Raw genomic sequence first — 23,372 nt, 5'->3', positions numbered from 1 at the left:
GCGCCGGCGCCCGGCAGGCGCCGGGCGATCGTGATCAGTTGCGGCGATGACGCGCGCCGCCTGCGAGCTCGCATCTGACTCGCGCGTCGAGCTCAAATTGCGCGTGTGCCGCTGCAATACGCAGTGAGAGTGGGGCGTGGCGGTTGTTCCGGTCGGCGCGCATCACGCAGCGCGCCGCGAACAGTTCACACACTCGCGTGCGGTTCAGTCCGATGGCGGCTTTCACCTTCAATGCAACTCGGGACCGTAGACGTGGGCCTTGACAGCGTTCTTGGCCTGACGCGGTGTCGCGCAGTTCACGATCCGGCAGCGGGCGCGCACAACGCCGCTCGCACTAACGTAGCGCTCGAAAAGCATTGCGTAGGGCCGACCGATATCGTCGGTCGAGGCGAAGCCCAGCGTGGGCGCTTGATGGATGGTGGGAGTGGTGTGGCTGATGTTCATCGGGTGGCTCCGGTTTCGGCCCTGGCGAAGTGCCCGGCCATGAAAAACATCATACCAGAGCATCACCATTTACACAAGTGTTTTACTTGTATAAATGGTGATGGAAGTGATCCCACGAAATTGTCTACTCTTCGTTGTGCGCGCGCATTTTTTCCGCCATGCCAGGGAAAATCTCGTCGTATTCGTCGGGATCCGCGCCGCGCCGGTACAGGGCGATGACGCCGACGGCGTCACGCCGCGCGTGCCAGATTGCGTCACTGTAGGCCACATCACCACTCATCACGAGTTCGGCATAGCCAAATGCCAGCGCTTCGAGCACCGCGGCCTCCCCTTCTGCCAGGCCACCGAATTCACACGGGTCGAACAATGCGCCCTGCAAGCCGCGGCCTGGCCCTCGCTGATCGGCCACACTGCGCTGCCGCTCAGTCCACTCCTGCATCTGTTCAATGCGAAACTTCATGGTCCGCCCGGTCGGGCGCGCGCGGCGCGCCGCGAAGTCCCACGCCATGCTGTCGACGCTGTGCACGCGCGGATGATTTTTCAGGATGGCCAATGCCTCGCTTTTCACGCCGAACAGGTGCAGCCGGACATGCGCAGGCAGAATGCGGTCAATCGCGTCAAGAATCGCCAGTATCCCGTCCGGTCCGTGGACTGACCGACGGCAGACCGAACCGAGGCCGACCAGTGCAGGCCATTCAATGACCGGAAGCCATTCTGCACACAACCGGTACTCATCCGGCTGCCAGCCCTGAAGTACCGGCATCGGCAGAGCCAGGCCCCGACGCCGGGCCTCAGTGTTGCACTGGCCGAGCATGTGCGCCGTCGCCGCAATGCGCAGCAGGCGCATCGGGCGATCGCGAGCGACCTCCTCTTCCACGCAGTAATCCATTGCCGCGTGCCAGGTCCACGGATAGGCCGCCACGAGCTCGTAATAGTCCTCGACGGTCCAGCGATAGTCGCCATAGCGCGCGGCCGCTACGAACCCCGCTGAATCCAGCGCTGCATCCAGGCCGTCAAACTGCGAAGGGTCGGGCAAGCTGAACTGGCGAAATCCGCCCGCGCGCTCGTGCTGACGCGGATAGGTTCTCGCGAACGCATTGGCGGAGAACAGAACGGGGTACTGGCGGCCGCGGGCAGCTGCGACCAGCTGCCCGCCCGTCACAGGGATACCCACACGAACCTGTACACCGGCGTGGCCGCTTAGCGTGCGTGCGGCGCTCATGCGACGTCAGCGCCCAGCGCGAGCACGGCACCGGCCACGGCGGCACCAAGGCTGCTGTCATGCGAGAGAAGGCAACCGGCCGCGTGAATACTGATGCTGCCGATGTCGTAGTAAAGCGTCACTCCACTGCCTGCGATCTCGCCTTCCCACTTCTGGGGATCATCCTCCGGCCCCGGGTGCACGACGACATGCGTATGCCCCTGACGCGCGGCCTCAAGGCAACGTCGGTGCCCGAACGCACCGCCCTCGTGGATCCATCCGAAGTGTTTGCCCCCGAAATTCGTGAGCGCTTCGCTGAACCGGTACAGCCGCTCACGGACCTGATAGTGAACATCCGAAACACGGCTTCCGCAGATCTCGCACGGGCCGTATCGATCCGACGTGTACCCCAGCGGCGTAAGACGATACCGGCGAAGCATGTCAGCGTCTTCAGTGAGCACGAACAGGCGCTCCTTTCGTTGAAGTTCGCGCCGGGTCGCGGAATCGATGTAACTGGATTCCATGAGTCTGTGTCCTCGTTTGCGGCCCTGACGAAGCGTCCGGCCATGAGAAGCATCATACTCATCAATCCAATTTAATACAAGGTCCTACCTTGTATTAAATTGGATTCACCGATAATATACCTCTCACGTCGACGCCTTGACGCGTTGCAAGCCAACCCATCGGATAGGAAAATAAAGTGACTGAACTTGTGAAAAGCGTGAGCGTTGAAAACCTCCTGCGCCAGCGCGACGCCATCATTGAACGCATCACCCAGGCCAAAGAACTGATCGACGAGGCAGAGGCCATCGGCATGTCTGCGGGGCTCGATTCGATCACACGACATATCGGCGACAGATACTCGCATGCAGGCAGCGGCGCCCCGATCAGTGCGCCCGATTTCGTGGACTCGATGAGCAAGCGCGTCGATGCATCCGCCTGGGCATACCTGATGCGCGAATCGGGGCTGCGCACGTTCATGGACGCAACAGCGCGCGCTGAGTGGGACAAGGGAATCCACGAGCTCAAGACGCCGGCGCTGAACGTGCAGAACGTCACGTCGACTTTCCAGATGCTGCACGATAGCCGCGGCGAGCTGTTCGAGCGCGGCGTCATCGCGTGTTTCCGGTCGCTGTCGTGGCGCTACAAGACCAACACGCCATTCAAGTTTGGTAAGCGACTCATCCTCACGCGCCTGCTCACTGAGCGGACAAAGAACCTGCCGCAATTCATCGTGAGCGCGCGCGCTGATTCGCTCGACGATCTGGTTCGCGTGTTCAACGTCTGCGACGGCAAGCCCGAACCCGATCATCGGGGTGGGATGTATACCGTTCTGTCGCGCGCTTCGGACGCTTGCGCCGATCTGGAATACTTTTCGATCAAGTGGTTCAAGAACGGGAATGCGCATCTGACCTTCAAGCGCCCGGATCTCGTGGAACGGCTGAACAGGATCCTTGTGAAGCACTTCCCGAACGCACTCGCCTGCGAAAACGCCTGACGGCACACACACAGGCCAAGGCTGAATAGAAAAAGGCGCCCCGGCATGGACCGGTGGCGCCTTTTTGTTGTGGTGGCACTGTACTGCGCGGCGTGTCAGGCTGCGGCGGCGACGTCCTCGAGCTGCGCGAGAATCTGCGGGCGCAACCAGCTGATGAACGCCACCTTCTGCGGCGCATTGCGGAATTTTCCCGTCTCGCCATTGTAGGTGGTCGCCCTGCCGCCCTGACCGACATACGCTTCCACGTAATCGTTCGTCTGCTCGATGGTCAGTGCCATGATGGCCGCCGTCACTGCGCGCGCGCGGCGCTCCTTTTCCTGCTCGTCGGCCGCCGCCTCCATTTTCGCGGCGGGCGCGTTGGGGGCCGGCGTCTCGACTTCGGGCGGGAACAGTTCGAGCGAGCTGCCGCTCTCGTAGACGCGCCGCGCGTAGCCTGGAATGTTTTTCTTGATTACCTTGTCCTTGAGCTTCGCTTCGACATACGCGACCGTCTGCGCCGCGCGTGCTGGATCAGACTGGATCCACGTCACGGCAAGTTGATCGCCGAGGTTGATCGCCATCATGCGGCGATATGTGTCACTCCTGCGAATCTGTTCGAGCGAATCAGGGAAGTCCGGTTCGGTAAGCTGCGCCTGGGGCTTCTCGGAAATCAGGAAGCGGATTTCAACCACCTTGCGGCCTTCCTTGCGATATTCCGGCTCGACAATAATATTGGAGACCTTGTTGACCTCTGCCACGGCTGGCTTGAGGACCATGCTCGCAAAGTGCTTGAAATCGTCATAGGTCGTTTTCTGCGCACCCAGTAATTTGCGCCATGTTTGCAGTGGTACAAAGCGCGTCCGCCCTACCTTCTTGAAGCGCAGGCAGTTCTCGTAAAGCGACAGCGCATAGCCCTTCTTGAATTTGTTCTGCACGTTCACGTCAATCAGTGCGTAAACGTCTGGATCGGCCAGCATCTCGGTCAGCATCGTCGGATATTCATACCTGCATATGCCGCTTTTGATTTCCGCACCGCCAAGCATTTGTGAGAAGCGCCAGTGAGCGGGTTGCTGCTCCGTCTCCAGCACGTTGAATTCGATCCGCGTGCTGGCGATCGTCTCCAACGCGGCTTTCAGCGAATCCAGATTCTTGCTCGCTCCCCGACCGGCCAGGGTCGACAGTACCGCTGTCGGGATCGTGAAAACGTTCTGTGTGGAAATCTTGTCGATCGCATTCAGCAGCAGCACGTTGACGAGCTTGCGTTCGAGCAACGATAGTTCGCCGCTGACATGGATTGCCGCCGCAGCCTTGCGCAAGGGCGGGATAGTGTCCGGCGAAATGAGTGCGGTCTTCTTGCTGGTCATCTTCAATAAGTTGTCTGGTTCGTGCTGAACCAAGGACCGCTCCCTGTCGGGCGGCGGCCTCAAATGTTGCCAATGCGCTGTCTGGAAGGGCTGGCGCCCCCGAAATCACGACCTTTGCCCCTGCGCCTGTGGACAAGTCATGCTGCTTTCCAGAAACGCCCTTGTTATCAGGGCGTTGCCTTAGCCCGCTCCGCGATGCCGCAGCGCCCCCCAAAACCACGACCTTTCCCCGAAACCACGACCTTTCGCCCCCGAAACCACGACCCTCGGCGGCCGGTTTTCCCCCAAAAGCACGACCCATCGCCCCCAAAAGCACGACCTTTTGCTCTCCAAGGGTTTGATTTAAGGGAGAAATTCGAAGCTAAAGGTTTTAAAGGTGTTGTTTCTTAAAGTTAACAAACAACAGCGCGTTGTTTTTTATGCAAACTGGGTTGATTCTCAAACCCTTCTTCCGCATGACGTGATGCGTCACATTTTGAATTTGATTTGAGTGATTCATTGAATCACGGAAATTCATCCGACCACAACATGACGCGTAACGTCATAATAGCAATTATCGTAAAGGTCGTGGTTTTGGGGGCATTCTGTCGGTAACGGCCAGCCGACAAGGCTTTGCGTGTGAATCCATGCCGGGAAAGGTCGTGGTTTTGGGGGCGATGATGAGGCCTTACCGGGCTGCGCGTGCGCGCTTTCGCGTCGGTGCTGCATCAGGCTTGGCCTCCGTCGCGCTCCTCCACTGTTCGATCTGGGCACGAAACGCGTCGACGAGCTCGGCGGGCACCGCCATCTGGATCCAGCCGGGCGGCGTCGTGGCCGGTGTCGACTGTGCGCCATGATGGAACCAGGACTGTCGCAGGTGAACGATCTGCTTCCAGACCTGCTCGGTGACACGTCGCACGTCTGTCTGCGTCCAGCCATGCTGCTCGGCGATCGTGCGCAATGTCTTGCCGCCCACGATCGCCAGACGCGCCACGGCCAGCCGTTCCGGCTCGACGTCGCCCAGGCCCGGCTCCACAACACTCCAGGCATCCTTCTTCAGACGCCCCGTGAAGTGACGCTCGCCGGGCTGACCGGGCGCGGCGGACCAGGCCGCCGGCCCCATGTCCTCGCTCACCACGTCCGCAGCAATCTCATCGGGGTTGAAGCCTGCTTCGCGTGCTTTCTCAAGGCGCGTCCAGACCGTGTTGACGTTGTACTGGACGGCCTGCTGTGTAATGTCGAACTCCCTGGCGATGTCGACCTGCTTCTGGCCTTCGACCATCGCGCGACGCGCCACCTCCTGGACGTTCTCGTTCAGGCCGGTAAGCCAAGGCTTCAGGCGTGCAAACGCGGCAGCTGACAAACGTTTCGTTGAGACTCGACCCATGATGGCACCTGTTGACGCCGCGGCCTGATCGCCGCGGCTGCTGTTATTTCTGGACGCTGCGCAGGACTTGTGTGAGTTCGCACATGTGCCCTGCTGCGCCGACCTGGACGAAAGCGGCGAGCGCGAGCGCACGCGCGCCGTGCACCGCGAACGTGCCGGTGCGCAGCCCTTCAAGCACCGCGCGACCCACGTCCGCGCAGTCGTGCGCACGCGCAGCGTGTTGCTCAAGCCACCCGCCGGCCGCTTCCCTGACCGCGGGCGTCATTTTCTCAACAACCTCGTCGGCTGTCTGCCCCTCGCGAGAAAGCGCCAGATAGGCCTCCTCAAGCGATCGCATGCCCGCGTCCTGCTCCTGCGGCGCGGCCGCGCCATCCGAACCCGCATCCGGCGTCGCGCTGGCCGCCGGATCACTCGCCTTCGGCTTGCTGCGCGCCGCCTTCGGTCCCTTCACTTTCTCCATGACTTCCGCGACCTGCGTGCGGGCACGGCTCTGGCCACGCGTCTGCGCCAGCGTGTCGACGAGCTCTGCAGCCGCCTCAGGATCAAGCTTCTCGATCTGGCGCACGCCATTGATCACTTCCGGGTCGGCGCTGATGCGGCCGCTAACCACCCGCTGCGCCTGTTCCGGCAGATTCAGCAGCGCGAGCCGCTTTGACAGCCACGCATGGCTCTTGTTGATGCGGAGCAAGGTTGCCTTCACGCCGTCAGTGTCGCAGCGGTGCTGGAGCGCGCGCGCCTCTTCGATCAGCGTGAGGTTTTTGCGATGGATGTTCTCGGACAGACGCGCATCGTGCGCATCCTCATCAGAGAGTTCAATCACATAGGCGCGAAGCTCTCGCATGCCGACCAGTGCTGCGGCCCGACAGCGGCGCTCACCTGCGATCAGTTCGAACGGCACCGGGCCGGCAATCGGGCGGACAACGATTTCCTGTAGCTGCCAGCGTTTCAGGTTCTCACCGAATTCCAGCAGGCTGCTTTCGCTGTCTTCGAATTCCTTGCGCTCCTGGTCGACGATGCGAATCTGGTCGAGCGCAATGTGGCGCGGCGGCGCGCGCTTTGTGAGTTCTTCGAGACTCGAGCGGTTCATTCCGCCCTTGACCGCAGCCACGAGGCCGCCAAACGGTTTTTTGCTGCTCATGCTGCAATCTCCTGTGCGTTGTCGAGCACCCAGTCGCACGCAGCGCCCCACTCTCTCGCGGCCTTGAGATGGCCGTCGCCCTTCGTCCCACGCCACACGGGTACGCCCTGAGCGATTGCCTGCTTGACTGCCGAACGGTCTGTCAGCGTGTGCGGCACGATAAGCGCGCCCAACTCTTCGCGCATTTCGCGCAGCGCGTCCACTTCAATGGACGATCGCGTGTTGATCCTGCTGGGCAGCAAGCCAAGCACGCGAAGTTTCGCGTTCTGCTCGCGAATCGCTTCGATGCATTCCCAGAGGTCAGCCAGTGCGTTGGCTTCGATCGTGCCGACGGCGAAAGGCACAAGCACGCTGTCTGCCGACAGCAGCGCAGCGTAGGTCGTTGCGTCTTCACCGAGCGCGCCCGGCGTGTCGATGATCACGACGTCGTAGTGCGCGGCAAGCTCGCGCACGTTTTCTGCCGCCTGCACGGCGGCTTCAGCGCCCGCGCCCGAGCACAGGCGCAGCGCACGATCGGCAGGAAGGAAATCCAGATAGTCGCCGCACTTGACCGGCGCCGCAGTGATGGGGCCTTCAAAGCACTGCGCCGACGTTGCCTGACCATCGTCGGCCGCTGCGTTGAAAAAGCGCGTCAGGCTTGCCTGCTTGTCGAAATCGATCGCAAGCGTGCGCTGTTTGCGCCCGACGGCGCGAAAGATGGTGTGCAAGGCGAAGGCGGTTTTCGCGGATCCGCCCTTCTGGTTCACGATCGCAATGGTCGGCATGGTGTGTGGTCCCGTAACGTGTTGGCGGAAGATCGCTCCACCAACTTGGGAACTACTTTACCAGGCCCCCATAACAAATACAAGGCATACACTTGTATTTGTTATGGGCGAGATGCGTAATTTCCGGCCGCAATGAATTCTTCCGCGCCTGAAATTATGGGAAAGTATTTGTTGGATTTTTGGCAGGGCAAGCGGCGCGCGTCTCCGATCATCAGGCCTCGTTTTAGCGGACAACCGCGGCCCTGTGTCACAGCGTCCCGGCGCGCGTGACACAACAGAACACCGGCACTGCGTGGCAGAAAGTTAACGGAATGTTTAAATGAGTTTTTGCAGCTTCAGCGTCGTCCGGTAGAATCGCCGGATTGCTTCCGCTTTTCACGCAAGCCGTGATTTCATCGATTGCGGGTCCTTCGGGATTCGCCTTGGGAGCATGCGCGCCTCGGCGCGCTTTTTTTTTGCGCGTCCTCCGTACCGCCCTTCCCCCGATAGTTGTCGACCTGCACGTAAGCGACGGCAACCGAGCACTTTCAAAGTATGCTACTCAGTGTTATACTTTGATCCATGAGACGAGTCTTCAAAACACGGCATTTCGACCGCTGGATGCGCAAGGCGGGGCTCACTGATCAGCTGCTATGCGCCGCGGTCGCAGAAATGGTGGCGGGACTGATTGACGCCGACCTTGGTGGTCATGTGGTGAAAAAAAGGGTGGCATTGCCTGGACGTGGCAAGTCCGGTGGCACTCGAACGCTGGTCGCCACGAACCGGGGTAGTCGATGGTTTTTCGTCTTTGGTTTTGAGAAGAACGAGCGAGACAATATCAGTGCGGCTGAACTTGAGGCACTGCAAAAGTTGGCGCACGACTATCTAAGCCGGACCTCACAGCAACTGGACGCAACCGTGGCGGACGGCGCTTTAACGGAGATTTGTCATGGCAAATAAAGCAAAACCGCGCAGCCGTCTGCTCGAGGCTGTACACGAATCGGCTGGCGACCTCCACCGCGCCGGCCTGATCACCAAGCGCCGCATGGCAGAGTACGACGCTCTGTGCCTTGAACCGGTGCCAGACTACGATGCTGCCGCTGTGCGCGCCCTTCGGGAAAAGCTGAAACTCAGCCAGACCGTCCTGGCCGCCGCCATCAACACAAGCGCTTCAACTGTGCGTAGCTGGGAAGGCGGCGCAAAAAAGCCGAACGGTACAGCAGCGAAGCTGCTGAACCTTATCGACAGAAAGGGACTTGAGGCCATCCTGTAACGACGGCCTTCCCGCTAAAAACTCGTGAGCCAGTGACGCCGTTTTGATTACCGCAGACGCGTCCACGTTTACAAAGCCGACCCGGGTCGGCTTTTTTATTACGCCTGGTCTGCTTTCCCCGCTGCTCTGGTGGCGCGCTGCGGTGCTGGGCATGGCTCTGCCCGCATCAATTCCGGCGGGGGCAGTCGCAGAAACGAGCGCGCTTCATCGGTCGACCGGCAGTCGAGCCAGTTGGCGTACTCGTCTGGTGGCACGATCACGACGGACCGCTTCTCGCTGCCTGGTCGATGAAAGCGGCGCATGAGCGGGTGATCATCGGCATTGAGCGTCAGCATCGTGAACGAGGCCACCTTGCCCTCTTCTTCTGTCCACTCGCGCCACAGGCCGGCGATTGCAAATGGCGATCCATCAGCCATGCCGATGCGCCAGCGCACCGCTTTTCCCGTTTCGTAATCCGGTTCGTAGAACGCGTCACACGCGATCAGGCAGAGTTGTTGTTTCTTCCACGCGCCGCTGAAGCTGCGTTTTTCGCCAACGGTTTCGGCGCGCGCGTTCATCGTGTCGAAGACCTTTACGCCCGGTGGAATGTGCTTGCGTGGCACGATCCCAAACGTCGCAAGGCTTGCGCGCGACGCGCCGTCAATCCGGCGGATGATCGGCGCGGGATAGTCCTTGTAGATTTCATCCCGCCAGGGGCTATCCGGTGGCTCCGTTCCGAAGTGCTTGAAAAGTTGATCGCGGCGCGCCGCAGCGTAATTCGTGCACATACCCCTCCCGGGCAAAATTGCCAATCTGTGAGATTGTTCGGTCTGGCCGCTTCGCAGCCCGGACCCATGATCCAGGAAGAAGGCCTACCGTCGGGCGGCGCGACAATCTATACTGTATAAAAACACAGTATCCGGGTTTTGTCATGAGCCATCGTCATCGCCCTGCCCTCACGGCCGCACGCCTCGCGGAAATCTGGGACGCCGAGCCCGGCCCGCTTGTCCTCGAGCTGCTATGGGAAATCCACCGCCTGAGATCGACGATCTCGCGCGCAAATCAGGTGCGGCATTTCCTCAGTCCGCACGGCGGCGCGATCCCGCATAGCGTCTGGGAGTGTTTCAACCGGGAGCTCGATGCCGAGCCCTGCCTGAGCGACCCGGCGACCCCGAGACAACAGGCACTGCTGGACAGCCTGATGGACAGCGCGGCACAAAAATAACTGAGGCGATTTTCGCGCGGGCGAAAACCGGTTGCGTTCGGTCCAGGGTCAACGGAGCACCGTGAGCCTGCCCGCTCACTCGTCGACGGGTTCCTCGCTCGCCAGCGCGAAATACCCGCGCCGCGTTTCGACCCAGGTAATTTCGCCGTCGTGCTCAAGCAGCGTGGTTTCTTCGTCGGTGGTCAGGTCGAGTGTCTGAAGGCCACCGAGTTCGAGGAATTCGTCCTCGCTCTGGTGGAATTGCTGAACGCGGTATTTCGGCATGGCGGGCTCTCCTGACGTTGGAAGATCCAGTCTACCGCGGGCGCGCGCCGTGAATTCATATGAAACTGTCTAGGTTTCAGTTCAACCGTGAATGACCGTACAGGGCTGTCCGACTGCCTTGCAGTGACGTTTCGGGCTTCCGTCATGGCGTCCCGGACGCACCTGCGCGCTGCCGGCCCAACGTGCGCCGGTACTGGTCGTTTTCGATCAGCAGATGGTCCACCCGCTCGCGCAGCGAAGCGTTCTGCGCGCGCAGCGCATCGGTCACGGCCGTGGCCTGCTGACGCACCGCATCGTTCTGGAGCTTGAGAAACTGTTCGGTGCCCGCGAGGCGCCGCGCAGTATCGGCGAGATCCTTCGCGCCCACGCCGGCCGCACCGATCGCGTCCAGCAGTCCGCCCATCATGGCCTGGACGTGCTGACCGGCCAGGTCTCGCGCGCTCTGCGCGGCGCCTAGCTCGCGCTGGAGTTCCGCGCGTTCGGCCTCAAGCCGCCGGATGCGGGCGTGGGCATCGTCGAGTGCCGCGCGTGTGAGCAACAGTTCCGTTTCGCTGCCCCGCCCTTCTGTTTCCCCGCTACGCACATCGCGCGCCGCAGTGCCCGCGCCTTCCGCGAGCATCGCGTGCAGCGGGGCGAGCGCGGCACGCACGACGGGCGCGAGCGTCTGGCGAACGGTTTCGACATCGAGTCCGCCCGATCCTCCGCCGGGCGCCGTGGCGTGCCCATCGGCGTGCCCGCACACTTCGGGCGTCAACGCGTGGGCACGTGCCACTGCCTGCTGGATCGTCGCGGAACTGGGGCGGCGCATGACGCCCGCCTGCGGCGCGATGTTGCGCAGAATGTTGTCGTAGGCCGTCGCGCCGAAGATCCGGCCGGTCATCAGGCGTAGTTCCGCGATCAGCGCATCGAGAAACGCCGCATTGTCCTGCGGGAAATCCCGGTCGAACGCGGGCAGCATGGTGAGCAGTGCGCGCACCTGCGCATCGGTCCAGGTCAGTCGTGGGCGGCCCATATCGCACCCTCCATCAGAAAAGCCCCATCTGCCGCGCGTCGCGCGCGGGCGGCAGCGACACCTTCGCGCGCCGCGCGCCCGCCCGGCGACGGGCGAGGCGGCGCACGTGTGCAATGAGCTCAATGACGGCGGCTGCGGCCACGGTGGACGGCACGGCATCGGCCAACGGATCGGGCAGCGCGAGACGCAGTGCGAAGCGCGCGCATCCGTCTGGCGCGAGGCCCGCGAGGGGACACATCGAGGCACGCAGCGCGAAACGCCGTGCGCGGTCGAGCAGCTGCGCGCGGCTCATGCCAGCCCAGCACGCGGCAACCAGTGCCCGCACCTGTTCGGGCACTGCCTCGGGCGGGAGATCGGGCGGCAGGGCAATCACGACCAGTTGAAAACGTGCACTCATTCACGCCTCAATGGTCAAAGTTGTCGGGATCGTTCATCCAGTCCGGCACGATGTCGTTGAACTCTAGGTGGTGCGTCGCCGGCAGCAATTCGACCTCATCCAGAGTCAAACCGTCCCCGTCGATCAGGACGGTCACTAAGACCTCGAAGTCAATTTCAACGTCCTCAGGAATGGTGGCGGTACCCATCCCAACGTAATCGCGATCAACGCTGTCAAATTTGTCAAAGCTGAATTGCACGTCGACGCTCAAAGAAGCGGTCCCGCTCAACTTGACGACCGCCTCCCCGTCTTCATGTGAGATCGTATCCAGCGTGGCTCCAGTTGCATCGGGAATATCGAGGCTGATATCGTCAACCGTTGCCTCAACGCCTTCCTCCTCCACCGCGAACTGGGAGTCTGCTTCCACGCTGAATTCGAACTTGTCGACCTGACGGCGCACCGCGTCTAGCACAGCTGCTTGCAGCCCCAGCTCATCACCAGCAACAAATTGCTTCGCCAGCCGCACCGCAGGTACGCGTGCCTCGCCCAATCCCTGAATGGTCGACAGCGCGTCCGCAAGATCGTCGACAACAACAAGGCGTTTCGACTGGGCACCGTAGCGTTTCCAGTCGTTGTCCTGTGCGACCGCCAGGATTCGGGTGTCGTTTTCCTCCGCCCAACCTTCGAGCGTCGACAATGCCACCGCATCCGGAAACTCCTGCTTCTTGTCCCCCGTTTCCGCGAACGGCGGCTCACCCGCCTCGTAGCGGCGCATGACCTCACCGATCGAGGCAAAGTCATTTTCGTGGATCACTTCCGCACCTGCGCGCTCTGCCCAGTCGTCGAACCGCTTGTGTGCGCGCACATGATCGTCAGCGGCGGCGAGTTTGCTCAGGCCAGTCAGTTCAGCCTGATGCGCGGGGTTTAGCGCCTGATGCTTAGCGGTCAGTTCCAACGCATTGCGTAAGGCCTTCGTCGCCGCCGTCGCGTGGTCGGCGAGATGCCGCTTCACCTCGTTGGCTACCGTGTTCGCGATGACAAGTTCGAACTCGCCTTCGCGAAACTGTCCGAGCTGGGCGAGCAGCCCACTTTCCAGTTTCAGGCCGAGCTTGTTGAAGACCGACGTGTCGATGGTCAGCGCGGTGATTTCACCGGCAAGGATCAGGTTGTGGATTTGTTCGTCCATAGGGTGCACGCAGGAGGTCGGTGACGATCCGATTCTCGCACGGCGAGAATCATATTTACCAGCGTTTCCACGATTCGATACAACGCTAGGCAACATTATCCCCATAATGTGGCGCAGTTTGGGATATGCTCTCTCCCGGTTGAACAGCCTATTCCTGCCCTCGAGAAGCCCAGAAAAACAGATAGACCATGGACGACACCCCGGACAAGCTGCGGCGCAACGTCGTCGCCCTCTCCGCCGCCATCCTCGCGATCGCCTTCTTCCACCTGACCTTCACGCCCACCGGCAATCTGCTCGGCTTCGCGCAGGTCGGCAACGTCAGCCCGCTCAAGGTCTGGCTCGCCCTATCCGCCACGCTCGTCTACATGTTCCTGCGCTGGCGCTACGCATCGGATACAGAAGCGGAACTGGAGGCGGTCAACGGCTTGTTTCAGAGTCTTCGTTCCAGCCTGGTCAAGGCGCACCTTAAAGCGGAGATTGCTGGCTATGTGATGCGCGGAACTGCGGTGACCAGCTTTGCTGCCGCCGAAGAATTCATGCACGACGGACTCATAGCGCAGCTCAGGGAGAACGGGCCGCTGCGGGACGTCTCGGTGGACATCTCCTTGGGCCGCGACGAATACGAGCCGTGGTGGTCTGGCGTAGTCAATACGTCGATTTTCGCGCGATGGGAAGGCGGCCAGCAGTACGGCCGCTCCGATGACAGAATGCCGAGTTTTGCTCTCAATGCCAAGACGCGCCATCAGCTGATGCTGCGCGCAATCTGGCGCGCAGCAGTGGCGTCGCGCGTGGGCGTCGACATGGCCGTTCCGTTCGCCCTCGCGACGGCCGCGACCGCAACCTGTATTTATAAAATCGGTTTCTATCTTGGCCAGTAACGCACCATGAGCCACGGCGCCCTCGTTCCTGCTACCAGCCACGAATCCACGCCCGCCAACCGGCGCGCGAGCCCCATCCTGCCGCCGGACCTTTCCGACGCCGAGGTGGTGGCGCGCTGGCTCGCCGCCAAGGCGACCGGGCGCGGACGGCTGGCCGCGACCACGCTCGCGCAGTACCGCACCGAGGCCGAGCGGCTTTTCTGGTACGCGCGACAGACCGGCGTGCCAATCTCCGCATGGACGCTCGACGACTTCAGCGCGTATGTCGCCTTCCTCCAGGCCCCCGCGCCGTGGGCAATCCGCGCGCGCGGCGTGCGCCGGGGCTCGCCCGACTGGCGTCCGTTCCTCGGGCCGCTGTCGGACGCCTCCGCCGGGCAGTCACAGGGCATCGTGACGTCGCTGTTCGACTGGCTGTGCGAGATCGGCCACCTCCAGCTGAACCCCGCCGCGGGCCTGCCGACGGTCGGTCGCATCGTCGTGGAAAAACAGGCGCGCTTCCTGTCGCCCGCCGACACCGCGCTGCTGCGTGAGGCGATCGACGCCCGGCCGGCGCCCACGCGCGGCGCGCGGCTTGCCAAGGCCCGCGACCGGTTCGTGGTGGACCTGTTCGAGCGCACGGGCCTGCGCGCGAGCGAGGCAATCGCCTGCCAGATGGGCCACGTCGTGATCGAGCCCGTGCCCGCTGCGCTGCGGGCCGATTTCCCCGATGCGCCGCCCGTGATCTGGCAGCTGCGCGTGGCGCGTGGCAAGGGCGGCAAGGCGCGCTGGGTGCCGTGCGACGAGATCGCCCTGTCGCTCCAGACCTACCGGATCGCCTTTGGCCTGCCGCCTGTGCCGGCGCCGGGCGAAACGCTCTCCCTGCTCCTGTCGGTGCGACGCACGAAGTTCGGCCAGTGGAAAGGCCTGCGCGACCGTACCGCGGTCTGGAAGCTGGTGACGGGACTGTGCGAGGAAGCGCTGGCGTGGGCGAAGGTGCAACGGCGCACGGTGGATGCCGAGCGCCTGCGCGAAGCGTCGACGCACTGGCTGCGTCACTCCTACGCGAAAGGGCTGGCCGCGGCCGTGGGCGCGGGGCTGGAGGCGCGCGACGCGCTGGCCAACATGGGCCACACGGACATACGGACCTTCAACCAGTATGTGGATGATGAGCCCACACGACGCGCGCTGGCCACCGCCCGTGCCCGACAGACCGCCCGATAAGGGCGGTTTTTTTTCGCCTGCGCGAAATACCACGGCCCGTCGAGGCGATATCAGGGCAGAGAACTCTTAAGAGTTTACTTGAAGTTTACTCAGGCACCGATTATTCTCCCGGTTAGATGGAATTTTCACTAAAACCGGGAAACCACTCAGACACCAGGAAATCACTGTGGCCGCGAATGACCTTCAAGCAAATCGCCTACCCGGCGTTGATCAATCAGTGTCAATTGACGACCTTGTTGCGCTCTCCGGGCAGGCGGCTGACATCCTGGACCAGATTCGTGACGCAATGCTTGAGCCGTATCCACGCAAGAAGGCTCCGACATTCACAAGCGCTAGCCTAGCTAGCCTTTGCGGCATTGACAAACAGAAGCTGAAATACCTCACGACGAAAGGCGAACTCCCGGCAGGTACGTCCAAAGGGGCTGGCCGCGCGAAGGAATTTTCGCTCGAAGAAGCGATTCAGTGGATCCAGGCGACGAGTGGCGCAAAGCGTCAAGCGAAGCCGACTGGTGCGCGCGCACGCGTCTATGCCATTGCTAACTTCAAGGGTGGCGTCACCAAAACGACAACCTCCATTGCCTGCGCGCAAGGTCTAACGCTCCTGGGCCGGAAGGTATTGGTCGTTGACTGCGATCCCCAAGGTTCCGCCACGCAGCTTTGTGGCTTTGCACCGGAAACGGAGATACCTGAAGATCAAACGCTGCTTCCCTTGTTTTATGGGGAGCAGGAATCGGTTGGTTATGCCATTCGACCGACTTACTGGCACAACCTTGACTTGATCCCTGCGACGACCTACCTGTCGGACGCTGAATTCGAAGTCCCTGCCAAGCTTTTGAGCGATCGGAAATTCGAATTTTGGGACATTCTCAACAAAGGGTTGAAGCCGGTTTTGGCTGATTACGACGTCGTTATCATCGACACTCCGCCCGCCCTCAGTCAGTTGACCACAAACGCTTTAGTCTCTGCCGACGCGATTCTGCTGCCCTGCCCGCCCGAGGGAATGGACTTCGCGAGTTCGACCCAGTTCTGGCGACTCTTTTCGGAGGTGGCGAGCAAACTGCCTGGTGTCTCTGCGCACAAGCGTTATGACTTCGTTAACGTGCTCATGACTAAGGTGCGCAGCACGGACCTTTCGCGAGCGGTTCAAGAGTGGCTGACGAAGGCTTACGGATCACGCGTTCTCCCCATCTCTATTCCTGAATCCAGCGTGCAAGTCGGAGCAGCGGCAATGCTTTCGACGGTCTACGACGTTGCAAAATCCGAAGTCAGCAGCAGCGCGTACGCCAGGATCCGTGAGCCGTTCGACCGCCTAGTTGAGTATTTGGACAGCCAGTTGGTTCGCGCTTGGCTGAAGGAGAATGAACAATGAATCTTGCGAAGCGACTTTCCGAACGCACGAAGGCGATCGAATCTGATCCAGCCCGTGTGGCCACCGCCACAAAGGTTGCAGAGTCACGTACATCGCCGGGCCGCATTTTTGACGCGCAGAACCTCGTCAACCAGGCCGAAGAAAAATTGGAGGGCGCGGAGCGCGAACTCGCTGCCGCCCGGACCCGAATCGAAGAACTCGAACGCGCAGGAGCAGCCGGAGGCGCTAGCGAAGTCGATATCGCGACTCTCGTAGAAGTGCCCGGCAGAAGGCGAGTGCTTTCTCAAGCAGAGTATCAAGAACTGCGTGAGAACCTTGCCAACAACCCCCTTATCCATCCGATCGTCTACCGCCCGCTTGGCGACGGAAGAAACGAAATCGTCTCGGGCGCGAACCGCACCGCGATCTACCGCGACGATCTAAAGCGATCGAAGATTCTGGGCATCGCATTCAATGGCGATGCGAAGGAGGCTGAACTTGGCGCGACGTTTTCCAATCTGCTAGCGCCCTCGCTGCCCGACTTCGAGAAATTCCGGCAATTCCGCCGACTTCAGGATGAATCCGGGTTTACACGTAACGACATCATCAAGGCATCAGGCCTGAGCTCGTCACACATTCACCGGATTCTTGCGTTTGAAAAGCTGCCTTCCGAAGCGCTAGCCGCGATTACCACGCGGCCGGACAGCGTGGGTGGGCATGCCGCTGAGGAGTTTGCTGCGCTTGCAAATGCTGGCAATGGCGATGCAGTCGTTAAGGCGATTCGCGCGCTCGTTGAGGACGAGACGCTGACGCAAAAAGAGGCGCTTTCGATGGCGAAGCCGAAGCTGCCAAAACCCGAAGCTGCACCGACACGCACGATTTCGATTGGCAGAAAGAAACTCTGCGAAGTCGCGGTCAGGAATGGCGTTGTTGGTGTCAGGTTTGCCGGGAACGATAGCAGCGCCACCGCTCAGGAATGGGCCGATAAGATCGAAGCCTTCATCAAAAGAGAAATCGATTCGTCGGCAGAGTAAGATCCCCACTGGGGAATCCAGTGAAATCAATGACTTAGCGTTTTAACTGCATTCTGATCGATATTTCCCCAGTGGGGAATCCTTGAAAATCAAAGACTTAGGAAAACAGGACGGTGTGATGACGTAACGGTTTTTACGCCACAAAGACAAAGGCCCCCAGCGGGAACTGGAGGCCTTTGCGGATTTGGGCTTGGCTGGAACCTCGCCCGCTACACTCAAACCGACGGGAATCGGTCAGAGCGCTAACAACTCCGAGTGTAGCGGATAGAGAAAGCCAGTCAAGCAAACGCTCATCCATTTCTGAAAATGGACGCTTGTCATGGCTATCGCGCAACGCTTGGTTGCTGGCGAGGGTGATGTTCATCCTGCCGAAACGAATCTCGACTTCGATCACATCGACACCTTCGAGTGTGACGCGAAGAATCTGCCGTACAAAACTCTGCGCGCACATCAGCGCGCGCTCTCAATGACGGCCCTTCCGCGGCGTGCACGCGCCGCGCTCGCCGCGATCGCCCTCACTGCATCCAACGCACGCCCGCTCAAAGAGATCTTCGCGAGCCGTGAATATCTCAGCCGTCGTGCCGGTGTCCACGTCCGCACCTGGTATCGCGCCGAAGCGGATCTTGTTGCGCTCGGCTTCATTACCGTTTGCGACCAGTCCCGCAAATACCGCACGGGCCACTTCTCGTCCGCGTATATCCACCTGACCGAACTCGCCGCGAAGGCTCTTGGCCTCATTGGCGAACCGGTTCCTTCCGCGCGCCCTGGAAGCACATCTGAGCAACCCAAATCCAACGAAACAACAACGGCCCGCACTTCATTTGAGCATCCGTGTGACACAAAGTCAGACGTGTATACAGATGAATATCAGTCCCCTTCTTCTTCTCAAAAGAGACAACAGGGCACACTCCCTCGCGACCTCGAACGCCTCCTGCCCCTGGGCTTCCATAAAAACTTCGTCTTTCTGCTCATGGCCGAAGCGCGCCGCGCAGGCAAGCGGCTGTCCGACGTGGTTGAGGCAACGTGGGAAAACCTGAAAGCTGCTAACCGGCCGATCAACTATCTCCGCGCCCTTCTGAAGTCCCCAACGGATTTCGCCTGGGTCGCGAAAACGAAACGTGAGTCACACGAGCAACAGCCTGCGGACGGCACTACGCGCGCTGACAAATCGATCGAGATCGATCTCGCGCATTTCCGGGCAAAGGCCTTCTACGCCCCAGACGCTCACGCTCGATACGAGATTTCGGCTGATGGTTCTGAGCTCTCCGTGTTGCACGCCAGTGAGCGTGTCGTTCGTCGTCGCCCTTCGGGTTGGCAAGCAGGTTTCCTGGAGGCAATGCGCTCCGGCGCCGTCCTGCACGAGACGCTTGAACTCGCGGCAGCGTTCGAAACCGCGTGTGGAAACCGCGCTAGCCCAGTAAAGTCATCAGGTCACGCCTTCGGGTCATCTGACTCGCGCGGGTCGCTTGCAATGGTCACGCGCAAACTGCTGGCTGCACGCACTTTTGGCGCTGTGACAGCGCAGCGGTAATTCGCACCGCATACATTTGTCCCTATTTGTTTATACGGTCATAATTTTCGCGCAGGCGAAAATTGGCGGGAGCCATCAAACCGTGTACGCTCCCGGTGCCGTCAGGGCCGACGGCGTAACTTACAAAAGGGAAGGTCTGTCCGCGTGTTCGGGATTGTGTTTTTGCAGCTATGGCAACGATTGGGTATGTGGGCCGCTGGCGCGGCGCTCGTTGCATCGATCTCGGCATCGATCGGATTTGCGTGGTCGCTCGTCTCGGAACCAACGGGACTGGAAAGCCTCGCCGGTCCTGACAACGTCTATCAGCCGATCGCCGATTTGCAGGATGCGCGGCAAGGGGCCGAAGGGGCACTGCTTCGATATAGCACAGGCCTGACAACTGCTTCGGTGGTTCGAAAGCGGTTCCATCTCTTGCAGGAGAAGTTCAACAGCGCTGCCCAACTTGCTGGATCGGAGCGCGGTTCAATGCTTCGAAACACGCCGGGCTATGAACACGCGCTGGGCGAAGTCGGCGAAATTATCAAACACACCAGTGCAGCAGTCAGCACACTGCCGGAAGACCATGTCGGCGCCCACACCAGTGAGGTCCGTGGCCTGGTGACCAGTCTGGACGGACTGGAGTCACCGATGGACGACGTGAAGCGCGCTGCCGCGAACGCTGAGCAGCTGCGCCGGGAGGCGATGACCCAAACGGTAACGAACAAGCGCCGCTATCTCGTCATTGCGCTTGTCGCACTGGGCGCGATGTTAATCGCGACCCTCGCGACGCTCCTTGCGCTACTGAGACGCAAACAGGCCTTGCTCGCGCAGGAAAAGAAGCTCACGTTCCAGCAAGAGCAGGCAATCGAAGAGGTGCGTCAGGCAAGTATCGAAGCGCAGAAGTCGGCGCGTGCAAAGAACGCATTTCTCGGCACGCTTGGTCATGAGTTGCGTACGCCGCTTCAAAGCATTCTGAGCGTGACCGATGTGCTGGCGAACCGCGAATTCCCTGACACCGACGCAATCATGGTGCGCCGTCTCGCACTGGCAGCGGAGCGCCTTGACTCGCAGATGAAAGACCTGACGGACTACGCCCGCCTCGATGCCGGGCGTCTTGCGTTACGGCCCGAGTTGTTCGATCCATTGGAGCTCGCGGAATCGCTCATCGATGATGCTCGCGAAGAGGCGGGGAGAAAGGGGCTTGCGCTCCAGCTGGCCACTGCCGGCGAATCATGGCCGTGCAGATCTGACCCGGCGCGGATTCGGCAAATCCTTGGAAATCTTCTAAGCAATGCCATCCGCTATACCGACCAGGGGTCGGTGCGCGTCGAAATGAGCGTGAGTCAAATGGTTGAGGGCGATCGTCTGACGCTCAATGTGTCCGACACGGGACCTGGCATTCCTCGCGATGCGATCGACGAACTGTTCAAGCCGTTTGTTCGCCTCGACGAGTCCCATACCCGTGTCCACGAGGGCGCCGGTATCGGACTGGCGATTGTCCGGGGCCTGACCGAACTTCTCGGAGGGTGGGTCAAGGTTGACAGTGACACCGGTCGCGGAACCACTGTCCACGTGTCGCTGCCTGTTGAGATCGTGCGCCAGACACTTCCCGCGCCGGGGCCACTGGTTCACGCGCCTCTACAGGGCAAAGCCGTACTGATCGTCGACGACACCGAATCCGCGCGCGAATCCCTCGCAGATACGGCGCTCGCGATGCTGGCGACGGTGGACGTCGTTAGCAGTGGGGCGGAAGCACTCGAAGCCATTGCAGAATCGACGTATGACGTCGTTCTGCTGGACATTCAAATGCCGGGGATGGATGGAATCGAAGTAGCGCGCAGGATTCGTCGGGGCGTGACGATGAACCGGACAGTAACGATCGTCGGGGTGAGCGCGTACTCAACGGAACTGCTATCGCCTGAGGACCAGGCATTCTTTGATGCGCAGCTTCAGAAGCCCGTGCGTGCCGTGCAGCTTGCAACGGCACTACGGGCGATCATGGTGCGAGAGAGGAATTAACGACGGTCGATCGCGTTCGCAAGCTCGGCTGCGAACGATTGAGGGCGCACCGGCTTTTCGATGAGGTAGCAGCGCTGTTCGAGCTGGACTTTAGCGATCTCATCTTCCGAGGCGGTGCCGTCCTTCAGCTTGCCCGTCAGAATGAAAATTGCGGCATCGCTGCTCGCGGTACCGCTGCTGCGAATGTGGCGGATCAGAGCTGCGGCATTCTTCGATGGGCTGAGCACCCAGTCGAGCACAAACGCGTCGAAGAGGTGAGTTTGCAGCGCTGCGCGCACGTCATCATCGTTGGTGTACGGGATGGCGTCAAAGCCGCGCGCCTTCAGTGTCTCGGCAAGGTTTTCCGCGCTGTGATCCCGCTTGTCATCGTCCAGAACCGCGACGTTGGGGAGTCGCACGCGCGGCCCTGAGTCACGGATTTCAATCAGGCGCACGGGATAGAGCGGACCGCCGCCTTCAGGCGCGTCCGTGGTGCGGTAGACGAACCAGGCTTCGTTAAGCTTGCGCGCGACATAGGTACCCGCGTCCTTGCGGTGTATCTCCTGCCGGTCATTGATCCACGCGGTACACGTCTCCGGTTCCTGACCGAAAAAAAGTGCAGCGTCATAGCGTGTGCTTTCTGACTCCACGGCGGCCGACGCGGGCATATCAACGAGAACACTAACGTGCTCGCCGAACGCCTCGGCAACCTTGATCAGCTGACTGGTTGTCCAAGGCAGTTGGCCCTTCATTTTCCTGCTTGCAGCTGAGAACGTCAGTTGCAGTATTTCACTCAGCCTGCCAGCCTGCGCGCGCTTGGGCACGTCATGTCTTTCCATCAAGGCCTTGACGCGATTTGAAATCGCGACAGCTTCGGCGGCCTTGTCCGCATCGGCACCTTTAGCCGCCTCGTCGGCGTTGCTCTCGTCCGTCATGTCCGTCATGTCGTAGCAGGTCATTTTCCTAGATTTAACGGCGAACTTTACAGAGAACTGGCGTGCCGCGCAAGTTTTCTTCCCGCATCACGCCGCCTGCAAAGCCCCTAAAATCGGCTAAAAGCAGCTGAACATGACGCATCACGTCATATAAAAGCCGAAAATCGAATTCTTCTGACCTATCGCGAAACATCATGTTAAAGTGACGCGCCAAGCACGCTTATGCGAAAGTTATTGCGGCGTGCGTCATTTCAACATACCGCAGCCCGTCATGTTCAAGACGGGAACTGGCATACGCGAGCACAGGTAGCCCTAACGGCTGCATTGGCTGCCGCCTGCTGGTCGACGCGACTAGAGCTGGAAGGGCTGGACGTGATGATTGATTTTGTGACGTTGGCGCACCAATGCGCGCCAACCGTAGACCCGACGACGCTCGCTGCCGTGGTGCGCACAGAGTCCGCATTCAATCCGTACGCGATCGGTGTGGTGGGTGGGCACCTCGTGCGTCAACCGCGCAGCCTTCCTGAAGCGGTTGCGACAGCGCACTCGCTGGAGTCGCAGGGGATCAACTTCAGCATGGGGCTGGGTCAGGTGAACCGCACCAATCTCGCGAAGTACGGGATGACCTACGAGACGGCATTCGATCCCTGTCTGAATCTCAAAGCCGGCGGGGCCATCCTCACCGACTGCTATGCGCGTGCGGCACGAATGCTCGGCCCCGGTGGCCCCGCGCTCAAGGCCGCGATCAGTTGCTACTACAGCGGCAACTTCAAGACCGGCCTGAAACGCGACTTCGGTGGCACCAGCTATGTGCAGCGTGTCGCGTTCAATGCGCTCTCTGTCGACACGGTGCCTGCGATACGTGCGGTCATGGACGTTGTGACCACCGCCCAGTCGGCGAAGCAAAGTGTTGCTGCCGCGCCAAAGGCGAGCAGGGCAGTCGCCGCCAAACATGAAAAGAATCCCACTGCCTCGGACCCGGCTCAGGGGCAGGCGCAACCGGAGTCGGACGATACCGGTTGGGATGCGTTCGGAGACTTTAAGCGCTAGGTCGACGTTTGCAGAAATCGAGCCGGAATCAAGTAGGACCACTAACGATGAAAATCAAAACACGTATGAAAACCAGCAGCAGCTTGAAGCGGGCGATCGGGGCGGGGGCGGTCCTCGCCCTCGCGTGCGTGCAGCAGGCACACGCAAGTGGCCTCGACTCGGGAACCACGGCGGCCACGACCTTCAAGACATTCCTCTACAGCTTCATCGGCGTCGTCGCCCTTTGCTACCTGCTTTACAAGGGCGCAATGGCGTTCACGGACCGCGAGCACTGGTCCGATTTCGCCGGCGCCTGCCTCAAGGTCGCAGTGGTCGGCTCGACGGTCGGCGTGCTTGGCCCGTATCTCTGGGCACTCTTCACGAGCTAAGTC

The 23,372-nt window shown here is 60.9% G+C and carries 25 protein-coding genes; 12 read left to right on the top strand and 13 right to left on the bottom strand.

Annotated elements, in window-relative coordinates; all coding sequences use genetic code 11:
- Positions 1–228 precede the first annotated feature (228 nt).
- The 3 genes from LDO54_RS32895 to LDO54_RS32885 all read right to left on the bottom strand — a co-directional run bounded on the left by LDO54_RS32895 (position 229) and on the right by LDO54_RS32885 (position 2,169).
- Complete coding sequence (locus LDO54_RS32895) at positions 229–444, bottom strand: hypothetical protein (RefSeq protein WP_224016059.1); 216 nt, start codon at positions 442–444, stop codon at positions 229–231.
- Between the two features lie 124 nt (positions 445–568).
- Complete coding sequence (locus tag LDO54_RS32890; RefSeq protein ID WP_224016056.1) at positions 569–1,666, bottom strand: DUF7221 family queuine tRNA-ribosyltransferase-like protein; 1,098 nt, start codon at positions 1,664–1,666, stop codon at positions 569–571.
- Complete coding sequence (locus LDO54_RS32885) at positions 1,663–2,169, bottom strand: hypothetical protein (protein WP_224016055.1); 507 nt, start codon at positions 2,167–2,169, stop codon at positions 1,663–1,665. The genes LDO54_RS32890 and LDO54_RS32885 overlap by 4 nt, the downstream gene beginning before the upstream one ends.
- Positions 2,170–2,345: 176 nt before the next feature.
- Here LDO54_RS32885 and LDO54_RS32880 point away from each other — a divergent pair, with 176 nt between their 5' ends.
- On the top strand, positions 2,346–3,143 hold the full coding sequence (locus tag LDO54_RS32880; protein ID WP_224016052.1) for a DUF4942 domain-containing protein: 798 nt from the start codon (positions 2,346–2,348) through the stop codon (positions 3,141–3,143).
- Positions 3,144–3,238: 95 nt separating this feature from the next.
- Here the strand turns inward: LDO54_RS32880 and LDO54_RS32875 are convergent, their stop codons facing one another.
- The 4 genes from LDO54_RS32875 to LDO54_RS32860 all read right to left on the bottom strand — a co-directional run bounded on the left by LDO54_RS32875 (position 3,239) and on the right by LDO54_RS32860 (position 7,754).
- Positions 3,239–4,519, bottom strand: a complete 1,281-nt coding sequence (locus LDO54_RS32875; RefSeq protein ID WP_224016049.1) for a replication initiation protein — start codon at positions 4,517–4,519, stop codon at positions 3,239–3,241.
- Between the two features lie 634 nt (positions 4,520–5,153).
- Entirely contained in the window at positions 5,154–5,852 is a 699-nt protein-coding gene (locus LDO54_RS32870; protein WP_224016045.1) for a TrfB-related DNA-binding protein, read from the bottom strand.
- 43 nt (positions 5,853–5,895) lie between these two features.
- On the bottom strand, positions 5,896–6,990 hold the full coding sequence (locus tag LDO54_RS32865) for a ParB/RepB/Spo0J family partition protein (RefSeq protein ID WP_224016041.1): 1,095 nt from the start codon (positions 6,988–6,990) through the stop codon (positions 5,896–5,898).
- Positions 6,987–7,754 carry a ParA family protein gene (locus tag LDO54_RS32860; protein WP_224016038.1) on the bottom strand — a complete coding sequence of 256 codons (768 nt, stop codon included), beginning with the start codon at positions 7,752–7,754 and terminating at the stop codon, positions 6,987–6,989. Before LDO54_RS32860 ends, LDO54_RS32865 begins: the two co-directional genes overlap by 4 nt.
- A 561-nt stretch (positions 7,755–8,315) precedes the next feature.
- Between LDO54_RS32860 and LDO54_RS32855 the strand changes: the two genes are divergently transcribed.
- A complete protein-coding gene (locus LDO54_RS32855; RefSeq protein ID WP_224016035.1) occupies positions 8,316–8,693 on the top strand; it encodes a type II toxin-antitoxin system RelE/ParE family toxin in 378 nt (125 codons plus the stop codon).
- Entirely contained in the window at positions 8,683–9,006 is a 324-nt protein-coding gene (locus LDO54_RS32850) for a helix-turn-helix domain-containing protein (RefSeq protein ID WP_224016032.1), read from the top strand. The genes LDO54_RS32855 and LDO54_RS32850 overlap by 11 nt, the downstream gene beginning before the upstream one ends.
- A gap of 98 nt (positions 9,007–9,104) precedes the next feature.
- Here the strand turns inward: LDO54_RS32850 and LDO54_RS32845 are convergent, their stop codons facing one another.
- Positions 9,105–9,773: an SOS response-associated peptidase gene (locus LDO54_RS32845; protein ID WP_224016029.1), complete on the bottom strand. Its 669-nt coding sequence runs from the start codon at positions 9,771–9,773 to the stop codon at positions 9,105–9,107.
- A 143-nt stretch (positions 9,774–9,916) separates the two neighbouring features.
- Here LDO54_RS32845 and LDO54_RS32840 point away from each other — a divergent pair, with 143 nt between their 5' ends.
- Positions 9,917–10,210: a hypothetical protein gene (locus LDO54_RS32840; RefSeq protein WP_224016026.1), complete on the top strand. Its 294-nt coding sequence runs from the start codon at positions 9,917–9,919 to the stop codon at positions 10,208–10,210.
- A gap of 75 nt (positions 10,211–10,285) precedes the next feature.
- Here the strand turns inward: LDO54_RS32840 and LDO54_RS32835 are convergent, their stop codons facing one another.
- The 4 genes from LDO54_RS32835 to LDO54_RS32820 form a co-directional block, all read right to left on the bottom strand.
- Complete coding sequence (locus LDO54_RS32835; RefSeq protein WP_224016024.1) at positions 10,286–10,474, bottom strand: hypothetical protein; 189 nt, start codon at positions 10,472–10,474, stop codon at positions 10,286–10,288.
- A gap of 142 nt (positions 10,475–10,616) precedes the next feature.
- On the bottom strand, positions 10,617–11,432 hold the full coding sequence (locus tag LDO54_RS32830) for a hypothetical protein (protein WP_224016022.1): 816 nt from the start codon (positions 11,430–11,432) through the stop codon (positions 10,617–10,619).
- A 67-nt stretch (positions 11,433–11,499) separates the two neighbouring features.
- Entirely contained in the window at positions 11,500–11,883 is a 384-nt protein-coding gene (locus LDO54_RS32825; RefSeq protein ID WP_224016020.1) for a hypothetical protein, read from the bottom strand.
- Between the two features lie 7 nt (positions 11,884–11,890).
- Positions 11,891–13,048, bottom strand: a complete 1,158-nt coding sequence (locus LDO54_RS32820; protein ID WP_224016018.1) for a PIN domain-containing protein — start codon at positions 13,046–13,048, stop codon at positions 11,891–11,893.
- A 188-nt stretch (positions 13,049–13,236) separates the two neighbouring features.
- Here LDO54_RS32820 and LDO54_RS32815 point away from each other — a divergent pair, with 188 nt between their 5' ends.
- From LDO54_RS32815 to LDO54_RS32790, 6 genes are all read left to right on the top strand, one after another.
- Complete coding sequence (locus LDO54_RS32815) at positions 13,237–13,926, top strand: hypothetical protein (RefSeq protein ID WP_224016015.1); 690 nt, start codon at positions 13,237–13,239, stop codon at positions 13,924–13,926.
- 6 nt (positions 13,927–13,932) lie between these two features.
- Positions 13,933–15,126 carry a tyrosine-type recombinase/integrase gene (locus LDO54_RS32810; protein WP_224016013.1) on the top strand — a complete coding sequence of 398 codons (1,194 nt, stop codon included), beginning with the start codon at positions 13,933–13,935 and terminating at the stop codon, positions 15,124–15,126.
- A gap of 166 nt (positions 15,127–15,292) precedes the next feature.
- Positions 15,293–16,495, top strand: coding sequence for a ParA family protein (locus LDO54_RS32805; RefSeq protein ID WP_224016011.1), 1,203 nt, complete (start codon positions 15,293–15,295; stop codon positions 16,493–16,495).
- Positions 16,492–17,508, top strand: coding sequence for a ParB/RepB/Spo0J family partition protein (locus LDO54_RS32800; protein WP_224016008.1), 1,017 nt, complete (start codon positions 16,492–16,494; stop codon positions 17,506–17,508). Before LDO54_RS32805 ends, LDO54_RS32800 begins: the two co-directional genes overlap by 4 nt.
- Before the next feature lie 319 nt (positions 17,509–17,827).
- The gene (locus LDO54_RS32795) at positions 17,828–19,039 is read left to right on the top strand and encodes a helix-turn-helix domain-containing protein (protein WP_224016006.1); all 1,212 of its coding nucleotides are present in this window, start codon (positions 17,828–17,830) and stop codon (positions 19,037–19,039) included.
- Positions 19,040–19,183: 144 nt separating this feature from the next.
- Complete coding sequence (locus tag LDO54_RS32790; protein WP_224016003.1) at positions 19,184–21,037, top strand: hybrid sensor histidine kinase/response regulator; 1,854 nt, start codon at positions 19,184–19,186, stop codon at positions 21,035–21,037.
- Here LDO54_RS32790 and LDO54_RS32785 read toward each other — a convergent pair.
- Entirely contained in the window at positions 21,034–21,975 is a 942-nt protein-coding gene (locus tag LDO54_RS32785; RefSeq protein WP_224016001.1) for a helix-turn-helix domain-containing protein, read from the bottom strand. The two genes, LDO54_RS32790 and LDO54_RS32785, sit on opposite strands and share 4 nt — an antisense overlap.
- 351 nt (positions 21,976–22,326) lie before the next feature.
- Between LDO54_RS32785 and LDO54_RS32780 the strand changes: the two genes are divergently transcribed.
- Both LDO54_RS32780 and LDO54_RS32775 read left to right on the top strand, forming a co-directional pair.
- On the top strand, positions 22,327–23,001 hold the full coding sequence (locus LDO54_RS32780; protein WP_224016226.1) for a lytic transglycosylase domain-containing protein: 675 nt from the start codon (positions 22,327–22,329) through the stop codon (positions 22,999–23,001).
- A gap of 47 nt (positions 23,002–23,048) precedes the next feature.
- A complete protein-coding gene (locus tag LDO54_RS32775) occupies positions 23,049–23,369 on the top strand; it encodes a TrbC/VirB2 family protein (RefSeq protein ID WP_224015998.1) in 321 nt (106 codons plus the stop codon).
- Positions 23,370–23,372: the final 3 nt, after the last annotated feature.

The sequence above is a fragment of the Paraburkholderia tropica genome, assembly GCF_914484835.1.
Taxonomy (GTDB): domain Bacteria; phylum Pseudomonadota; class Gammaproteobacteria; order Burkholderiales; family Burkholderiaceae; genus Paraburkholderia; species Paraburkholderia tropica_A.
Note: the sequence above shows the minus strand (reverse complement) of the source record. Positions and strands in the feature narration are given on the sequence as shown.

What these genes read in the sequence shown, in the direction of transcription:
- LDO54_RS32815 (WP_224016015.1), top strand. Translation starts at nt 13,237, where the DNA reads ATGGACGACACCCCGGACAAGCTGCGGCGCAACGTCGTCGCCCTCTCC.
- LDO54_RS32885 (WP_224016055.1), bottom strand. Translation starts at nt 2,169, where the DNA reads ATGGAATCCAGTTACATCGATTCCGCGACCCGGCGCGAACTTCAACGA.
- LDO54_RS32840 (WP_224016026.1), top strand. Translation starts at nt 9,917, where the DNA reads ATGAGCCATCGTCATCGCCCTGCCCTCACGGCCGCACGCCTCGCGGAA.
- LDO54_RS32870 (WP_224016045.1), bottom strand. Translation starts at nt 5,852, where the DNA reads ATGGGTCGAGTCTCAACGAAACGTTTGTCAGCTGCCGCGTTTGCACGC.
- LDO54_RS32825 (WP_224016020.1), bottom strand. Translation starts at nt 11,883, where the DNA reads ATGAGTGCACGTTTTCAACTGGTCGTGATTGCCCTGCCGCCCGATCTC.
- LDO54_RS32865 (WP_224016041.1), bottom strand. Translation starts at nt 6,990, where the DNA reads ATGAGCAGCAAAAAACCGTTTGGCGGCCTCGTGGCTGCGGTCAAGGGC.
- LDO54_RS32820 (WP_224016018.1), bottom strand. Translation starts at nt 13,048, where the DNA reads ATGGACGAACAAATCCACAACCTGATCCTTGCCGGTGAAATCACCGCG.
- LDO54_RS32855 (WP_224016035.1), top strand. Translation starts at nt 8,316, where the DNA reads ATGAGACGAGTCTTCAAAACACGGCATTTCGACCGCTGGATGCGCAAG.
- LDO54_RS32845 (WP_224016029.1), bottom strand. Translation starts at nt 9,773, where the DNA reads ATGTGCACGAATTACGCTGCGGCGCGCCGCGATCAACTTTTCAAGCAC.
- LDO54_RS32850 (WP_224016032.1), top strand. Translation starts at nt 8,683, where the DNA reads ATGGCAAATAAAGCAAAACCGCGCAGCCGTCTGCTCGAGGCTGTACAC.
- LDO54_RS32890 (WP_224016056.1), bottom strand. Translation starts at nt 1,666, where the DNA reads ATGAGCGCCGCACGCACGCTAAGCGGCCACGCCGGTGTACAGGTTCGT.
- LDO54_RS32780 (WP_224016226.1), top strand. Translation starts at nt 22,327, where the DNA reads ATGATTGATTTTGTGACGTTGGCGCACCAATGCGCGCCAACCGTAGAC.
- LDO54_RS32810 (WP_224016013.1), top strand. Translation starts at nt 13,933, where the DNA reads ATGAGCCACGGCGCCCTCGTTCCTGCTACCAGCCACGAATCCACGCCC.
- LDO54_RS32830 (WP_224016022.1), bottom strand. Translation starts at nt 11,432, where the DNA reads ATGCTGCCCGCGTTCGACCGGGATTTCCCGCAGGACAATGCGGCGTTT.
- LDO54_RS32835 (WP_224016024.1), bottom strand. Translation starts at nt 10,474, where the DNA reads ATGCCGAAATACCGCGTTCAGCAATTCCACCAGAGCGAGGACGAATTC.
- LDO54_RS32795 (WP_224016006.1), top strand. Translation starts at nt 17,828, where the DNA reads ATGGCTATCGCGCAACGCTTGGTTGCTGGCGAGGGTGATGTTCATCCT.
- LDO54_RS32895 (WP_224016059.1), bottom strand. Translation starts at nt 444, where the DNA reads ATGAACATCAGCCACACCACTCCCACCATCCATCAAGCGCCCACGCTG.
- LDO54_RS32860 (WP_224016038.1), bottom strand. Translation starts at nt 7,754, where the DNA reads ATGCCGACCATTGCGATCGTGAACCAGAAGGGCGGATCCGCGAAAACC.
- LDO54_RS32800 (WP_224016008.1), top strand. Translation starts at nt 16,492, where the DNA reads ATGAATCTTGCGAAGCGACTTTCCGAACGCACGAAGGCGATCGAATCT.
- LDO54_RS32775 (WP_224015998.1), top strand. Translation starts at nt 23,049, where the DNA reads ATGAAAATCAAAACACGTATGAAAACCAGCAGCAGCTTGAAGCGGGCG.
- LDO54_RS32785 (WP_224016001.1), bottom strand. Translation starts at nt 21,975, where the DNA reads ATGACCTGCTACGACATGACGGACATGACGGACGAGAGCAACGCCGAC.